General features: G+C 69.1%; 15 protein-coding genes. 10 read left to right on the forward strand and 5 right to left on the reverse strand.

The window, feature by feature from the left end:
- Positions 1-4: 4 nt before the first annotated feature.
- Positions 5-1,183 (reverse strand): 4-hydroxybenzoate 3-monooxygenase, encoded by a 1,179-nt coding sequence (pobA, locus tag BUE42_RS15770; RefSeq protein ID WP_073466047.1) that lies wholly within the window; start codon positions 1,181-1,183, stop codon positions 5-7.
- A gap of 4 nt (positions 1,184-1,187) precedes the next feature.
- Entirely contained in the window at positions 1,188-2,006 is an 819-nt protein-coding gene (locus tag BUE42_RS15775) for an IclR family transcriptional regulator domain-containing protein (protein WP_073466048.1), read from the reverse strand.
- 172 nt (positions 2,007-2,178) lie between these two features.
- Between BUE42_RS15775 and pcaH the strand changes: the two genes are divergently transcribed.
- Together pcaH and BUE42_RS15785 are read left to right on the forward strand one after the other, a co-directional pair.
- Positions 2,179-2,871, forward strand: a complete 693-nt coding sequence (gene pcaH / locus BUE42_RS15780) for a protocatechuate 3,4-dioxygenase subunit beta (RefSeq protein ID WP_073466049.1) — start codon at positions 2,179-2,181, stop codon at positions 2,869-2,871.
- Positions 2,872-2,882: 11 nt separating this feature from the next.
- Positions 2,883-3,416, forward strand: coding sequence for a peptidase associated/transthyretin-like domain-containing protein (locus BUE42_RS15785; protein WP_073466075.1), 534 nt, complete (start codon positions 2,883-2,885; stop codon positions 3,414-3,416).
- 15 nt (positions 3,417-3,431) lie between these two features.
- On the opposite strand, the gene BUE42_RS15790 is transcribed toward BUE42_RS15785, so the two are convergent.
- The 3 genes from BUE42_RS15790 to BUE42_RS15800 are packed head-to-tail and all read right to left on the reverse strand — an operon-like array spanning position 3,432 to position 5,910.
- Positions 3,432-4,424 (reverse strand): Gfo/Idh/MocA family protein, encoded by a 993-nt coding sequence (locus BUE42_RS15790; protein WP_073466050.1) that lies wholly within the window; start codon positions 4,422-4,424, stop codon positions 3,432-3,434.
- Positions 4,421-5,440 (reverse strand): NAD-dependent epimerase/dehydratase family protein, encoded by a 1,020-nt coding sequence (locus BUE42_RS15795; protein WP_073466051.1) that lies wholly within the window; start codon positions 5,438-5,440, stop codon positions 4,421-4,423. Before BUE42_RS15795 ends, BUE42_RS15790 begins: the two co-directional genes overlap by 4 nt.
- Positions 5,437-5,910, reverse strand: a complete 474-nt coding sequence (locus BUE42_RS15800; RefSeq protein WP_073466076.1) for an Lrp/AsnC family transcriptional regulator — start codon at positions 5,908-5,910, stop codon at positions 5,437-5,439. The genes BUE42_RS15795 and BUE42_RS15800 overlap by 4 nt, the downstream gene beginning before the upstream one ends.
- 175 nt (positions 5,911-6,085) lie before the next feature.
- On the opposite strand from BUE42_RS15800, the gene rocD reads away from it, so the two are divergent.
- The 8 genes from rocD to BUE42_RS15840 all read left to right on the forward strand — a co-directional run.
- A complete protein-coding gene (rocD, locus tag BUE42_RS15805) occupies positions 6,086-7,336 on the forward strand; it encodes an ornithine--oxo-acid transaminase (RefSeq protein ID WP_073466077.1) in 1,251 nt (416 codons plus the stop codon).
- 273 nt (positions 7,337-7,609) lie between these two features.
- A complete protein-coding gene (locus BUE42_RS15810) occupies positions 7,610-8,083 on the forward strand; it encodes a hypothetical protein (RefSeq protein WP_073466052.1) in 474 nt (157 codons plus the stop codon).
- Positions 8,084-8,139: 56 nt separating this feature from the next.
- Positions 8,140-8,541: a 2OG-Fe(II) oxygenase family protein gene (locus tag BUE42_RS15815; protein WP_073466053.1), complete on the forward strand. Its 402-nt coding sequence runs from the start codon at positions 8,140-8,142 to the stop codon at positions 8,539-8,541.
- Between the two features lie 124 nt (positions 8,542-8,665).
- Positions 8,666-9,874 carry a methyl-accepting chemotaxis protein gene (locus BUE42_RS15820; RefSeq protein ID WP_143171527.1) on the forward strand — a complete coding sequence of 403 codons (1,209 nt, stop codon included), beginning with the start codon at positions 8,666-8,668 and terminating at the stop codon, positions 9,872-9,874.
- A 27-nt stretch (positions 9,875-9,901) separates the two neighbouring features.
- Complete coding sequence (locus BUE42_RS15825) at positions 9,902-10,270, forward strand: response regulator (RefSeq protein WP_073466055.1); 369 nt, start codon at positions 9,902-9,904, stop codon at positions 10,268-10,270.
- Positions 10,267-10,575 carry an STAS domain-containing protein gene (locus BUE42_RS15830; protein ID WP_073466056.1) on the forward strand — a complete coding sequence of 103 codons (309 nt, stop codon included), beginning with the start codon at positions 10,267-10,269 and terminating at the stop codon, positions 10,573-10,575. Before BUE42_RS15825 ends, BUE42_RS15830 begins: the two co-directional genes overlap by 4 nt.
- A gap of 22 nt (positions 10,576-10,597) precedes the next feature.
- Positions 10,598-12,736: a chemotaxis protein CheA gene (locus tag BUE42_RS15835; protein ID WP_073466057.1), complete on the forward strand. Its 2,139-nt coding sequence runs from the start codon at positions 10,598-10,600 to the stop codon at positions 12,734-12,736.
- Positions 12,737-12,765: 29 nt separating this feature from the next.
- A partial coding sequence (locus BUE42_RS15840; RefSeq protein ID WP_073466058.1) for a methyl-accepting chemotaxis protein occupies positions 12,766-13,880 on the forward strand: 1,115 nt, incomplete at its 3' end.

Below are 13,880 nucleotides of genomic sequence, written 5' to 3' on the forward strand. Positions count from 1 at the left end.
CCGGTCAGTGGTCGAGCGGCAGGCCGACGTAGTTCTCGGCCAGCACGGTGGCCGCCGCCTCGGACTGCAGCAGGTAGCCGATCTCCGCCTCCTGCACCTTCTGCCCGAACTCGCCACCCTCCGGAAACCGGTGCATCAGCGACGTGAACCACCACGAGAAGCGCACCGCGTTCCACACGCGGCGCAGGCAGCGTTCGGAGTAGTGGTCGATGCCGTCATCGCTGCGCTGCTGGTAGTGCTCGATCAGCGCCTGCGACAGGTACTGCACATCGGAGGCCGCGAGGTTCAGCCCCTTCGCGCCGGTCGGCGGCACGATGTGCGCCGCATCGCCGGCGAGGAACAGCCGGCCGAAGCGCATCGGCTCGGCGACGAAGCTGCGCAGCGGCGCGATGCTCTTCTCGATCGACGGGCCGGTCACCATGCGCTCGGCCGATTCCGGGTCGAGCCGGCGGCGCAGCTCGTCCCAGAAGGCCTGGTCGCTCCATTGCGCCAGCGTGTCGTCCGCCGGGCACTGGATGTAGTACCGGCTGCGCGTCAGCGACCGCATGCTGCACAGCGCGAAGCCGCGCTCGTGGTTCGAATAGATCAGCTCGTGCGAGACCGGCGGCGTCTCCGACAGCACGCCGAGCCAGCCGAACGGGTAGCTGCGCTCGAACACCTTCAGCGCTGCCGGCGGCACGCTGGCGCGGCTCACGCCGTGGAAGCCGTCGCAGCCGGCGATGAAGTCGCAGTGCAGCTCGTGCGCGACGCCTTGCCGGCGCCAGGTGACGCGCGGCGCTGCGCCGTCGAAGTCGTGCAGCTGCACGTCCTCGGCCTCGTACTCGGTGACGGCACCGCAGGCGCTGCGGGCGTCCATCAGGTCGCGCGTCAGCTCGGTCTGGCCGTAGACCATCACCTGCCGGCCGTGCGTCAGGCGGTGCAGGTCGATGCGCTGGCGGGTGTTGCGGAAACCGAGGTCGAAGCCGCCGTGCACCAGCCCCTGCGCATGCATGCGCTGGCCGACGCCGAGCTGGTCCATCAGGTCGACCGTGCCCTGCTCGAGCACGCCGGCGCGGATGCGGCCCAGCACATAGGCGGCGCTGCGCTGTTCGAGGATCACCGCGGCGATGCCGGCCTGGTGCAGCCGCTGGCCGAGCAGCAGGCCCGCCGGTCCGCCCCCGATGATCGCGACCTGCACCCTCATGGCGTCACAGCACCGTGCGCAGGCTGGCCTGGGCGTGCAGCAGCGCCGGCAGCGAGCCTTCGACCAGCTGGTCCATCGTGACGCGCGCCGCATGCACGCTGACGTTCATCGCCGCCAGCACCTCGCCGCGGTGGTTCTTCAGCGGCACCGAGATCGTCCGCAGCCCGAGCTCCAGCTCCTGGTCCACCGTCGCATAGCCCTGCGAGCGGGTGCGGGCGATCTCGAGGCGCAGCCGCTCCGGCAGCGTCACGGTGTTGGGCGTCAGCGGCTCCAGCGTCTGGCGCGCGATCCAGGTGTCGACCTCGGCTTGCGGCAGCGCGCTCAGCAGCACGCGGCCGTTCGCGGTGCAGTACGCCGGCACGCGCGTGCCCGGTTGCAAGGTGGACGACACGACGCGGCCGGCGCTGGTGGCGGCAATGCAGATCACGTCGTTGCCGTCGAGCACGCCGGCCGACGAGGCTTCCTTCAGCGCATAGGCCAGCTTGTGCAATTCAGGCTGCACGATGCGCGGCAAGCGCGCCGAGTGCATGTAGCTTTGCCCCATGCGCAGCACCTTCGGCGTCAGCGCGTACATCTTGCGGTCGCTGTTGACGTAGCCGAGGTATTCCAGCGTGATCAGGTAGCGGCGCGCGGCGGCGCGGGTCAGGCTGCAGCGGGCCGCCACCTCGCTGATCGTGAGCCGGGGACGGTCCTGGTCGAAGGCCTCGATCACCGCGAGGCCCTTTTCGAGGCCGGCGATCAGGTCGCGCTTGTTGGGGGCGACGGGGGCCGCGGGGTCGGCGGCCTGGTCGTCGTCGGGAAGCTGCGGTTCGCGAGCGTTCATCAACTGCCACTCCTGGACTGCTTCTGCGATGTGCGCCAATCGCCCACCGTGGGCGCTGTGTCGACGCGATCGGCGCGCAGCCCCTTGTGGTGCGATTCAATGTAGCCTACCTTTCGCGCGTTGCAGCCGCTGCGCCCACGCGTGGGCGATTGGCGGATCAAGGAGACATTCGATGCAGTTCGACGAGGTGGCGCCGGGCGTGTACCCGAGCCTGATCCATCCCCCGTACCGATCCACCCTTGGCCGCGGGCCGACGCTGTCGCCGCTGCGGGTGAAAGCGCCCGTTCCGGCGAGCGATGGAGTGCGTTTCTCGCCGGCGCTGATCGGCCCGAAGGACCTCGACCTGACGTCGCACGGCAGCAGCGCGCCGCTCGGCGAGAAGATCATCGTCAGCGGCCGCGTGGTCGACGAAGACGGCCGCCCGGTGCGGCGTTCGCTGCTCGAGGTGTGGCAGTGCAATGCGGCCGGCCGCTACTGGCACAAGAAGGACCAGCACGATGCGCCGCTCGACCCGAACTTCCACGGCGTCGGCAAGATGTTCACCGACGACGACGGCCGCTACCGCTTCGTGACCATCAAGCCGGGGCCGTACCCCTGGGGCAACCACGACAAGGCCTGGCGGCCGGCGCACATCCACTTCTCGCTGTTCGGCAACGTGATGGCGCAGCGGCTGGTGACGCAGATGTATTTCGCGGGCGATCCGCTGTTCGCGTTCGACCCCATCTTCCAGAGCATCCCGGACGACGCGGCGCGCACCCGCCTGGCCGCGCACCTGAACATGGACCACACCGACGGCGGCAATGCCCTCGGCTACGACTTCGACATCGTGCTGCGCGGCCGCCACGCGACGCCGATGGCCCTGTGAGCACGAGCGCCATGACGAACCGCATCACGCCGGCTCTCATCACGTCTTCGCAGACCATCGGTCCGTTCCCGCACGAGGGCTGGCGCTGGGCCGCCGAGCTGTCGCAGCAGGGCGCCACGGCCACCACCTGGATCACGATCGGCGGCGTGCTGTTCGACGGGCAGGGCCAGCCGGTGAGCGATGGCTGGGTCGAGGCCTGGTCACCGGTCGCGGCGACCGGCGAGCACGAGCGCCCGATGCCCGGCTTTCGCCGTTGCGCGACCGGCGAGCGCGGCGAGTTCCGCATCGAACTGGGCGCGTCGCCGCAGGCCGCACCGGGCGAGCCGGTGGCCTGGATCACGCTCTTCGCGCGCGGGCTGTTGAAGCACCAGTTCTGCGCGGTGTTCCTGGCCGATGCGCCGGGGCTCGCGAACTCGGAGCTGCTGGCGCAGGTGCCGGCGGCGCGCCGCGACACGCTGATCGCACAACGCCAGGCCGACGGCAGCTACCGCTGGGACATCCACCTGCAGGGCGAAGGCGAGACGGTGTTCCTCGATTTCGAATGAGCGGCTCGGCGAACCTCAGGGGTTGGCCGCTGCATGCGCGCCGGCCAGCAGCGCGTCCATCGCAACGGCCTGCGCGATCGAATCGTCGAGCGTGATGCGCGGCGCCTCGTGCCCGAGCGCCGCGGCCTCGAAGTGCCGCACCATCAGCGCATACGGGTCGCACGGTGCGAAGCGCTCGACGTGCTCGCCGATGCGCAGCACCGCCTCGACATCCTTCCAGCCGAACGGCGTTTCCAGCCGCAGGATGCCGTCGCGCAGCAAGGCCTCGAACTGCGTGTGCGGCGGCAGCGAGAACGCGCAATCGAAATGGCCGGTGACGTCGCCGTGCACCGTGTCGAAGCGCAGCATCGCGTGGGCGGCGTGGTCGACGCGGCCGCCTTCGGCATCGGGCGGGGTCAGCCCGGCCGTGACGCCGAGCACCACCGGTTCGACGCCGGCCAGCCAGCGCATCACGCTGAGCGGATAGCAGCCCAGGTCGTACAGCGCGCCGCCGCCCATGCGGCGACTCCAGCGCACGTCGGCCGGGTCGTGCAGCGTGTAGGTAAAGTGGCTGCGCATCCACTTCAGCGGGCCCCAGGCGTCGCCTTGCACGAGCGCCTGTGCGCGGGCGAGCTGCGGGTGGAAGCGGTGCATGAAGGCTTCCATCACGGTGCGCCCGGCGGCAGCGGCGGCGGCCTTCATCTGCCGCGCTTCGCCGGCGCTGAGCGCAAGCGGCTTCTCGCACAGCACGTGCTTGCCGGCCGACAGCGCCGCGAGCGTCAGCGGCAGGTGCGCATGGTTGGGCAGCGCGATGTAGACGGCGTCGATGTCGTCGCGCGCGAGCAGCGCGGCGTAGCTGGTCGCGAGCGGGATCTCGTGGGTGGCGGCGAAGGCCGCGCCGCGGGCGGGATCGCTGCAGCCGAGCGCGACGATCGGGCTGCCGGTGCTGCGGAAGGCCGGGATCAGCGCCGACGCAGCGATGCGGGCCGCGCCGATCAGGCCCCAGCGCAAGGTGGGTGGTGAGGTCATGGAGGTGGGGGTGCGAGCTTCGCCCATCGTGCCAGCAATTCCTGTTCTCGCTGCGGCGTCAGCTTGCTCTGCCGACGCGCATCGTCGGGCGCTGGGATCGGCTCAGCGAGGATGTCGGCGGCCGTCTCGTGCAGTGGCCGTGTGCGCAGCCCGGCCGCCTGCGCTCGCGCCACGCTGACCGCGAGGAAGCCTTGCGAATCCGCCTCGCTCACCGGGATCCACAGCGGCAGCTCGGTCCACAGGCGCACGCCTTCAGCTTGCAGGAAGGCCTCGCTGACGGCCCGTGGCGTCGCCGGCGCATGGCCTGCACGCGCGGCCGCGGCGAGGCAGGCGTCGATCAGCCGCGGCCAGGTCAGCGGCCCCTCGACCGGCCCGGTCGCGTTGAAGTCACCGCTCGCGCCATCCTCCAGCAGCGTCACCATCCACGCGGCGAGATCGCGCACGTCGATCACCTGCAGCGGCGATGGCGAATCGGGCACCAGCATCGTGCCGCCGGCCGCGGCGCGCCACAGCCAATGGCTGAAGCGGCCGGTCGGGTCGCCCGGCCCGACGATCAGCCCGGGCCGCACCACCAATGCGCGCTCGCCCCACAGCGCGCGCAACGCCGCCTCGCAGGCCGCCTTCTGTGTGCCGTAATGCGCGACGCTTCGATCGTCCGGGGGCACGCCGTCGAACGCGGCCAGCGGCGCGCGCTCGTCCTCGCCCGGCCGCGCGAGCGATGCATACGCCGATACGCTCGAGACGAACAGGTACTGCCCCGCATCGACCAAGGCCTCGGCGCTGAGCCGCACGTCCCCTGGCAGGTAGCCGCAGGTGTCGACCACCGCATCGAAGTTCCGGCCCTGCAGCGCACCGAGATCGTGTTGCCGATCACCGACGATGCATTCGACGCCCGCCGGCCACGCACTGCGCGCCCGCCCGCGGTTGAATACCGTCACCGCATGCCCCGCCGCGCGCGCCACGTCGACCACGGCCGCACCGAGGAACACCCCACCGCCAAGCACCAGCAGCCTCATATCGCCACCGGCAACGGCGACGGCGCCTTCACCTCTTCCATGCAGATCATCGAGCGCACGTCGTCGACGCCGGGCACCTGCATCAAGCGATCGGTCAGGAACTGGCTCAGGCTCTTCAGGTCGTGCGCGACCACCTTCAGCAGGTAATCGCTGTCGCCCGAGACCGTGTGGCATTCGAGGATCTGCGGGAACGCGCGGATGTCGGCCTCGACCTCACGCACGCGGCCGAACTGGCCACCGTCGATGTTCAGGCTGACGTAGGCCATCACGCCCAACCCCAGCGCCTGCGGCTCGACCTGCGCGCGGTAGCCGCGGATCACGCCGCGCTCTTCCAGCGCGCGCACGCGGCGGAAGCACTGCGGTGCCGACAGGTGCACCAGCGCCGCCAACTCCACGTTGCTGGCGCGGCCATCGGCCTGCAGGGCTTCCAGAATCTTGCGGTCCAGGCCGTCAATTGCTCCAGCATTCATCGCTTCGCCTTCTTCAATGCACGAATCGTGCACTTCAGGCGGCTTGGATGCAAGTTTTGGAACGCAAATTTCGCCATGAGATCTCTAGACTGTGAGCGTTCGCTATGCACCCAGACCAGGAGTCGACATGACCACCGCCGCCCGCGCCGCCGCGCTGCAAGCCCGCCAGGCCCCAGTGACGACATCACCGAAGACCTCACCGATCGCGCTGGAACAGCGGTATGGCGCCGACAACTACCACCCGCTGCCGGTCGTGCTGACGCGCGGCGAAGGGGTTCATCTCTTTGACGACCAGGGCCGGCGCTACCTCGACATGATGTCCGCCTACTCGGCCGTCAGCTTCGGCCACAGCCACCCGGTGCTGGTGCAGGCGCTGACCGAGCAGGCGCAGACGCTCGCCGTCACGAGCCGGGCCTTCCACACCGACCGGCTCGGTCCCTTCCTCGAGACGCTGTGCCGCATGACCGGCATGGCGCGCGCGCTGCCGATGAACAGCGGCGCCGAGGCGGTGGAGACCGCGATCAAGGCGGCCCGCAAGTGGGCCTACAAGGTCAAGCGCGTGCCCGAGGGCCTGGCGCAGATCCTCGTCGCCGAAGGCAACTTCGCCGGCCGCACGACGACGATCGTCGGCTTCTCGACCGAGGCGCAGTACCGCGACGGCTTCGGTCCGTTCGCGCCCGGCTTCAGCGCGGTGCCGTTCGGCGATGCGCGGGCGCTCGAAGCCGCCATCACGCCGCACACCGCGGCCTTCATCGTCGAGCCGATCCAGGGCGAGGCCGGCATCATCGTGCCGCCGGCCGGCTACCTGAAGGCGGTGCGCGAGATCTGCACGAAGCACAACGTGCTGATGATCTGCGACGAGGTGCAGACCGGCCTCGGCCGCACCGGCCGGCTGCTGGCCTGCGAGCACGACGGCGTGCTGCCCGACGGCCTGGTGCTCGGCAAGGCGCTCGGCGGCGGGCTGCTGCCGGTCAGCGCCTTCCTCGCGCGCGACGACGTGATGGCGCAGTTCACGCCCGGCGACCACGGCAGCACCTTCGGCGGCAACCCGCTGGCCGCGGCCGTCGGGCTGGCCGCGCTGCAGTTGCTGGAGCGCGAGCAGTTGTCGCGCCGCGCGCACGAGCAGGGCGACTACCTGATGGCCCAGCTCGGCAAGCTGCAGCACCCGGCGATCACCGACATCCGTGGCCGCGGACTGCTGGTCGGCGTGCAGATCGACCCGGCGTTCGCGAGCGCGCGCGAGGTCTGCGAGCGGCTGATGGACGAAGGCGTGCTGACCAAGGACACGCACCACACCGTCGTGCGGCTCGCGCCGCCGCTGGTGATCGAGCGGGCGCAGATCGACGAGGCAGTGGGGGCGCTGCGGCGGGTGCTGCAGGCGATCGATGCGAAGGCGGGGGTACGGCGCGAGGCCGCGGCGGCTTGAAGGGAGCGGGTTGCCGCACACCGATCCGTGCAGGCGCGCTGGCACTGATCGTCGATCTTTGTCGGGAGAAGGAACCGAACAGGGCCTCTGGTTCACTCAGAAGGATCGCATCACACGCCCTCCGTGGTTCCGTCCATGAACGTTCAGAGAAATACCTCCACCGCCGTGCCCGTCTCCTCTCAGGTGTGGGAACCGATTCGGATCGGCAATTCTTCGATTGGGGCCCGTATGCGGACCGGTCGAATCGCATCGCGCGGATTCGCGAATGCAGTCATGTTCGGACTCCTCCGGGAGAGCGGGCTTCCCATCGACCTCATCCGCGAGGCCGCCGGGTGGTTGATGGTTGTTGAGCGGGAGACGCGTGGGCGTGGCGTGGGCATCATCCTCCGATTGGGTGTCGATTTCGACCTGGGCCTCGATCGTCACGGGCTGGCGCCAGCGGCCATGTTCGACCTGAAGGCAACCATTGACAACAGCGAGTTCTCGAATGCTGCTGAGGCGCGTCAGAGGGGGCTGAGTTGGACGTCGCATCTTTTCGACGTAGAAGAAAATCTGCGCAGGAAACTGACTGCGGTAAGCGCCAAACTTCCACCGGCGCTTTCGAGTGCCATTGACAAAAAGCTCAATGAACTCGAAGAGAAAATCGACGCCGAGGACTGGGACGCCTGCTGCAAAAGCATGGCGGCGCTGGACCGCCTTGTCTCGGATGAACTGGTGAAAACGCCGTGCGCAAGCCACGTGGGCTGACGGCTGAAGCGGCGCGAGCCCTGCTCCACGGCACCCGACCGCGTAAGCTCCAGGCGATGGGTCTCATCGCCTCCTTGTTTGCCTCCTTCGCCAACTACAAGCGCCAGGCCTTCCGCTGGCAACGCGGCCGCCAGGGCACCGGCTACGACAAGATGCTGCTGCTCACGGCCCGCTGGCCGCTCGGCTTCGACAGCTATCTGCTGCGCTACCCCGAAGGCGCCGAGATCCCGCCGCACACCGACCCGGTGCAGGCGCGCCGCCACTACCGGCTCAACATCGTGCTGAAGGCCTCACCCGCCGGCGGCGAGTTCATCTGCGCGACGCCGATCTTCGCGACGCGCCGCATCAAACTGTTCCGCCCCGATGCCTGCGAGCACAGCGTGACGCGCGTGCTCGGTGGCAGCCGCTACGTGCTGTCCGTCGGATGGGTATTGCCGGCGCGCCAGACACAGGGTTAACCCGAGTCGCAGGCAGCGCTTCAGTTACCACCACTTACACGATCCGCGCTAGGCCCGCACAGTTTTTGGCCCGCGCGTCGCACGTCGCGCTTTATTTCCGCGCCGGGCATGCCGACAAGTACGCATGTCCTCCTTCAGCCTCACCTCCGTGCGTGAAGCGGCGCCGTCATCGAGCGCGCCATCACGTTTGTCGCCGAGCGCCTTCGCCTGCACCGCAATGGGCCTGGCCGGCGGCCTCGCCACCTGGGCCGCGAGCGGCTGGAATGGCTGGGCATTGCTGGTTGGCGCCGGCCTCGGCATCGCGGGCGCGCTGTTCGACCGGCGCCAGGCCACGCTGCGCCGCCAACAGCACGACGCCACCGCCGCCTTCGTCACCGGCACCGAGCGGCTCGGCCGCGAGCTGCTGCCGGTCTGGGGTGGCCACATCGAAAGCTCGCGGGCGCAGATGGAGGCCGCGATCTCGGCCCTCGCGCTGCGCTTCGGCGGCATTGTCGACAAGCTCGACCAGGCGATGCGCGCCTCGAACCTGGCCGCCGGCTCGGTCGAGAGCAGCGACCAGGGCCTGGTCGCCGTCTTCGCCCACAGCAGCAAGGAACTGAACGGCGTGCTCGATTCGCTGCGGGCCGCGATGGCCAGCAACGGCGCGATGCATGCCGAGGTGCAAAGCCTGAACCGCTTCGTCGGCGAGCTGCAGCAGATGGCCGCCGAGGTGGCCAACATCGCGTCGCAGACCAACCTGCTCGCCATCAATGCCGCGATCGAGGCTGCCCACGCCGGCGAGACCGGCCGCGGCTTCTCGGTGCTGGCGCAGGAGGTGCGCAAACTGTCCGCCGCGTCCGGCGAGACCGGCCGGCGCATGGCCGACAAGGTCGCGCTGATCGGCGACGCGATCGCCACCGCGCGCCGCAGCGCCGACGCATCGGCCGAGCGCGAGGCGGCGTCCATCGTCGCCTGCGAGACCACGATCACCAGCGTGCTCGGCGGCTTCCACACCGTCACCGATGCGCTGGTCGCGTCGGCCGACGTGCTGAAGCGCGAGAGCGTCGGCATCCAGGGCGAGATCGGCGAGGCACTGGTGCAGCTGCAGTTCCAGGACCGCGTCAGCCAGGTGATGTCGCACGTGCGCCAGAACATCGAACAACTGCCGGCCCAGCTGACGCGCAGCCGCGAAGGCTTCGAGCGCAGCGGCGTGCTGCAGCCGGTCGACAGCGCCGTCCTGCTGGCCGAGCTGGAGAAGACCTACGCGATGGCCGACGAGCGCAGCCTGCACAGCACGCATGCCGGCCAGGACGCGCAGGCGGCCGCCGCGAGCGAAGAGATCACCTTCTTTTGACAACGACAGACCGGGAAGCACAACACCATGGCCAAGACCATCCTGATCGTCGACGACTCCGCCTCCGTGCGGCAGGTCGTCGGCATTTCGCTCAAGCAAGCCGGCTATGACGTGATCGAGGGCGTCGACGGCAAGGACGCGCTGAAGAAGCTCACCGGCCTGAAGGTCCACCTGATCATCAGCGACGTCAACATGCCCAACATGGACGGCATCAGCATGGTGAAGGCGATCAAGCAGATGCCGGCCTACAAGTTCACGCCGATCGTGATGCTGACCACCGAGTCGCAGGACGCGAAGAAGAAGGAAGGCCAGGAAGCCGGCGCCAAGGCCTGGGTCGTCAAGCCCTTCAAGCCCGAGCAACTGCTGGGTGTCGTGCAGAAGCTGGTGCTGCCGTGACCGGGATCCGCATCGAAGGCGAGCTGACGATCTACCGCGCCGCCGAACTGAAGCAGACGCTGCTGGCCGCGGTGGCCGAGCATGCGGCGGTCGAGGTCGACCTGTCGCAGGTCAGCGAGTTCGACAGCGCCGGGCTGCAGCTGCTGCTGCTCGCCAAGCGCGAAGCCGGTGCCGCCGGCCGCACGCTGCGTCTGGTCGACCACAGCCCCGCCGTCGTCGAGGTGCTGGAACTGTTCGACCTGGCCGCGCACTTCGGCGACCCGCTGGTCGTCGGGTCGTCCCCGTCCTCATCGCGCGCCGCCTGACGCGCCCCTGGAAAGCATCCCGATGAACATGGACCAGGCCCTGCAGACCTTCTTCGCGGAAAGCCGCGAGCTGCTGGTAGACATGGAGGCCTCGCTGCTGCGCGTGCGCGAGGAGACCGAACCGGCGGAGACGATCAACGCGATCTTCCGCGCCGCCCACACCATCAAGGGCTCGGCCGGGCTGTTCGGCCTGGACCAGGTGGTGGCGTTCACGCACGTCGTCGAGAGCGTGCTCGACGAGGTGCGCGAGGGCCGCATCGCCGTTGACGAGCCGATGGTCGCGCTGCTGCTGGCCTGCGGCGACCACATCGGCGCGCTGGTCGACGCGGTCGAGTCCGATCCGAACCAGGTCGACCCGGCGCTGGTGCAGCGCGGTGAACCGCTGCTGCTGCGCCTGCGCGCGCACCTCGAGCCGGCGTCGGGCGCGGTGGTGGCGTCCGCCGTCGCGACGACCGAACCGTCGTTCGAACGCATCGGCGCTGCCGCACACGATGCCGACCTGTGGCACATCTCGCTGCGCTTCGGCCGCGACGTGCTGCGCAACGGCATGGACCCGCTGTCCTTCATCCGCTACCTCGGCACGCTGGGCCAGGTGGTCGGCATCGTGACGCTGGCCGACGCGCTGCCGGCGGCCGGCGAGATGGACCCCGAATCCTGTTACCTCGGCTTCGAGATCGCGTTCCGCAGCCAGGCCGACAAGGCGGCGATCGAGGGCGTGTTCGACTTCGTGCTCGACGACTGCACGCTGCGCATCGTGCCGCCGCACAGCCGCATCGGCGACTACATCGACCTCATCAAGGCGGCACCGGAGGAAGCGTCGCGCCTCGGCGAGATGCTGGTGCGCTGCGGCACCGTCACCGCCCACGAACTGGAAGCGGCGCTGAACGTGCAGGCCCACGCCGTGCCGACGCCGCTGATCGGCGCGGTGCTGGTCGAGCAGGGCCGCGTCTCGCCGCCGGTGGTCGAGGCCGCGCTCGAGAAGCAGAAGCGCGTGAAGGATGCGAAGACGCAGGAAAGCCAGTCGATCCGCGTCGATGCCGACAAGCTCGACCACCTGATCAACCTGGTCGGCGAGCTGATCATCGCGTCGGCCGGCGCCAACCTGATTGCGCGCAAGACGCGCAACAGCGAGCTGCAGGAATGCCACTCGGTGCTGTCCGGCCTGGTCGAGGAAGTGCGCGACAGCGCGCTGCAACTGCGCATGGTCAAGATCGGCGGCACCTTCAGCCGCTTCCAGCGCGTGGTGCACGACGTCTCGCGCGAGCTCGGCAAGGACATCGGCCTGGTCATCGACGGCGAGGACACCGAGCTCGACAAGACCGTGGTCGAGAAGATCGGCGATCCGCTGACGCACCTGGTGCGCAACGCGATCGACCACGGCATCGATTCGCCCGAGCAGCGCGCCGCGCGCGGCAAGCCGGCCCGCGGCACCGTGATGCTGAACGCGTTCCACGACTCCGGCAGCATCGTGATCGAGGTCAGCGATGACGGCGGCGGCCTGAACCGCGAGAAGATCCTCGCGAAGGCCGTCGAGCGCGGCCTGATCGAGGCCGGCCGCGTGCTGAGCGATGCCGAGATCTACGGCTTGATCTTCGAGCCTGGTTTCTCGACCGCCGAGAAGGTCACCAACCTGTCCGGCCGCGGCGTCGGCATGGACGTCGTCAAGCGCAACATCGTCGCGCTGCGCGGCAGCGTCGGCATCGCCAGCACGCCGGGCGAGGGCACCACCGTCACGGTGCGGCTGCCGCTCACGCTGGCCATCATCAACGGCTTCCAGATCGGCGTCGGCAAGGCGGTGTTCGTCGTGCCGCTCGACATGGTCGACGAATGCGTGGAGTTCAGCACCGAGACCGGCCACGACTACACCGACCTGCGCGGCCAGGTGCTGCCTTTCATCCGGCTGCGCGAGCTGTTCGACATCGACGGGCCGCGAAGCGCGCGCCCGAACATCGTCGTCGTCAAGCATGCCGGCCAGAAATTCGGCCTCGTCGTCGACACGCTGCTCGGCGAGGCGCAGACCGTCATCAAGCCCTTGTCGAAGATGTTCGGCCAGGTCCGCGGCATCAGCGGCTCCAGCATCCTCGGCAGCGGCGACGTCGCGCTGATCCTCGACGTGCCGGCGCTGATGGAGTCGGCCGGCACGCCGGTCGCGGCCGCCTGAATTCACCAGTTTCCAGGGAGAACCACACCATGTTCAGCAACTTCAAGATCGGCGTCCGGCTGATCGCGGGCTTCATGCTCGTCGCGTCGATCAGCGTCGTGATCGGCGTCATCGGCATCTCCAACACCGGGCAGATGAACGAGCTGGCCGACAACATGTACAACAAGGAGCTGATGGGGCTGTCGTACATCAAGGAAGCCAACATCAACCTGATCTACATCGGGCGGGCGCGGTCGAACTTCCTGCTGGCGAGCTCGCAGGCCGAGCGCGACAAGCACATGGCGTCGATCACGAAGAGCCTGGCCTCGATGAAGGACTACATCGAGAAGTCCAAGCCGCTGTTCGTCAGCGACCGCGCGAAAGAGGTCTTCACCGCGTTCGGCGCACTGTCCGAGGACTACCAGCGCGAGATGCAGCGTGCGCTGACGCTCGCGTCGGCGAAGAAGCTGGCCGACCGCGACGAGGTGCTGGCGCAGTCGCTGGACCTGGTGCGCGACAAGGCCAACAAGCTCGACGAGATGCTCGACGAGCTGATCCAGCAGAAGGAAGCGCGTGCCAAGGCGGCCGCCGAGCACACCGAGAGCCTGTACCGCAGCAGCCGCACCGTGATGATCGGCGCGATCGCGGGCGGCGTGGTGCTGGGCCTGCTGCTCGGCTTCTTCATCAGCCGCAGCGTCAGCAAGCCGCTGGGGCGTGCGGTCGAGGCCGCGAACCGGCTGGCCGAAGGCGACCTGACGGTGCAGATCGAATCCACCAGCCGGGACGAGACCGGCCAGCTGCTGCTGGCGATGAAGCACATGGTGGCCAGGCTGTCGCAGGTGGTGACCGAGGTGAACAGCGGCGCCGAGGCGCTGGCGGGGGCCTCGGAAGAGGTGAGCGCGACGGCGCAGTCGCTGTCGCAGGCGTCGAGCGAGCAGGCCGCGGGGGTCGAAGAGACGAGCGCGTCGATCGAGCAGATGACGGCATCGATCTCGCAGAACACCGAGAACGCGAAGGTGACCGACGGCATGGCGACCAAGGCGGCGAGCGAAGCGGCCGAGGGCGGCGAAGCGGTGCGCGCGACGGTGGCGGCGATGAAGCAGATCGCGCAGAAGATCGGGATCATCGACGACATCGCGTACCAGACGAACCTGCTGGCGCTGAA

The organism is Rhizobacter sp. OV335 (assembly GCF_900142965.1).
Taxonomy (GTDB): domain Bacteria; phylum Pseudomonadota; class Gammaproteobacteria; order Burkholderiales; family Burkholderiaceae_C; genus Rhizobacter.

Excerpts from the sequence above, each read along its gene's own strand:
- pobA (WP_073466047.1), bottom strand. The coding sequence starts at position 1,183 with ATGAGGGTGCAGGTCGCGATCATCGGGGGCGGACCGGCGGGCCTGCTG.
- BUE42_RS15775 (WP_073466048.1), bottom strand. The coding sequence starts at position 2,006 with ATGAACGCTCGCGAACCGCAGCTTCCCGACGACGACCAGGCCGCCGAC.
- pcaH (WP_073466049.1), top strand. The coding sequence starts at position 2,179 with ATGCAGTTCGACGAGGTGGCGCCGGGCGTGTACCCGAGCCTGATCCAT.
- BUE42_RS15785 (WP_073466075.1), top strand. The coding sequence starts at position 2,883 with ATGACGAACCGCATCACGCCGGCTCTCATCACGTCTTCGCAGACCATC.
- BUE42_RS15790 (WP_073466050.1), bottom strand. The coding sequence starts at position 4,424 with ATGACCTCACCACCCACCTTGCGCTGGGGCCTGATCGGCGCGGCCCGC.
- BUE42_RS15795 (WP_073466051.1), bottom strand. The coding sequence starts at position 5,440 with ATGAGGCTGCTGGTGCTTGGCGGTGGGGTGTTCCTCGGTGCGGCCGTG.
- BUE42_RS15800 (WP_073466076.1), bottom strand. The coding sequence starts at position 5,910 with ATGAATGCTGGAGCAATTGACGGCCTGGACCGCAAGATTCTGGAAGCC.
- BUE42_RS15810 (WP_073466052.1), top strand. The coding sequence starts at position 7,610 with ATGTTCGGACTCCTCCGGGAGAGCGGGCTTCCCATCGACCTCATCCGC.
- BUE42_RS15815 (WP_073466053.1), top strand. The coding sequence starts at position 8,140 with ATGGGTCTCATCGCCTCCTTGTTTGCCTCCTTCGCCAACTACAAGCGC.
- BUE42_RS15820 (WP_143171527.1), top strand. The coding sequence starts at position 8,666 with ATGTCCTCCTTCAGCCTCACCTCCGTGCGTGAAGCGGCGCCGTCATCG.
- BUE42_RS15825 (WP_073466055.1), top strand. The coding sequence starts at position 9,902 with ATGGCCAAGACCATCCTGATCGTCGACGACTCCGCCTCCGTGCGGCAG.
- BUE42_RS15835 (WP_073466057.1), top strand. The coding sequence starts at position 10,598 with ATGAACATGGACCAGGCCCTGCAGACCTTCTTCGCGGAAAGCCGCGAG.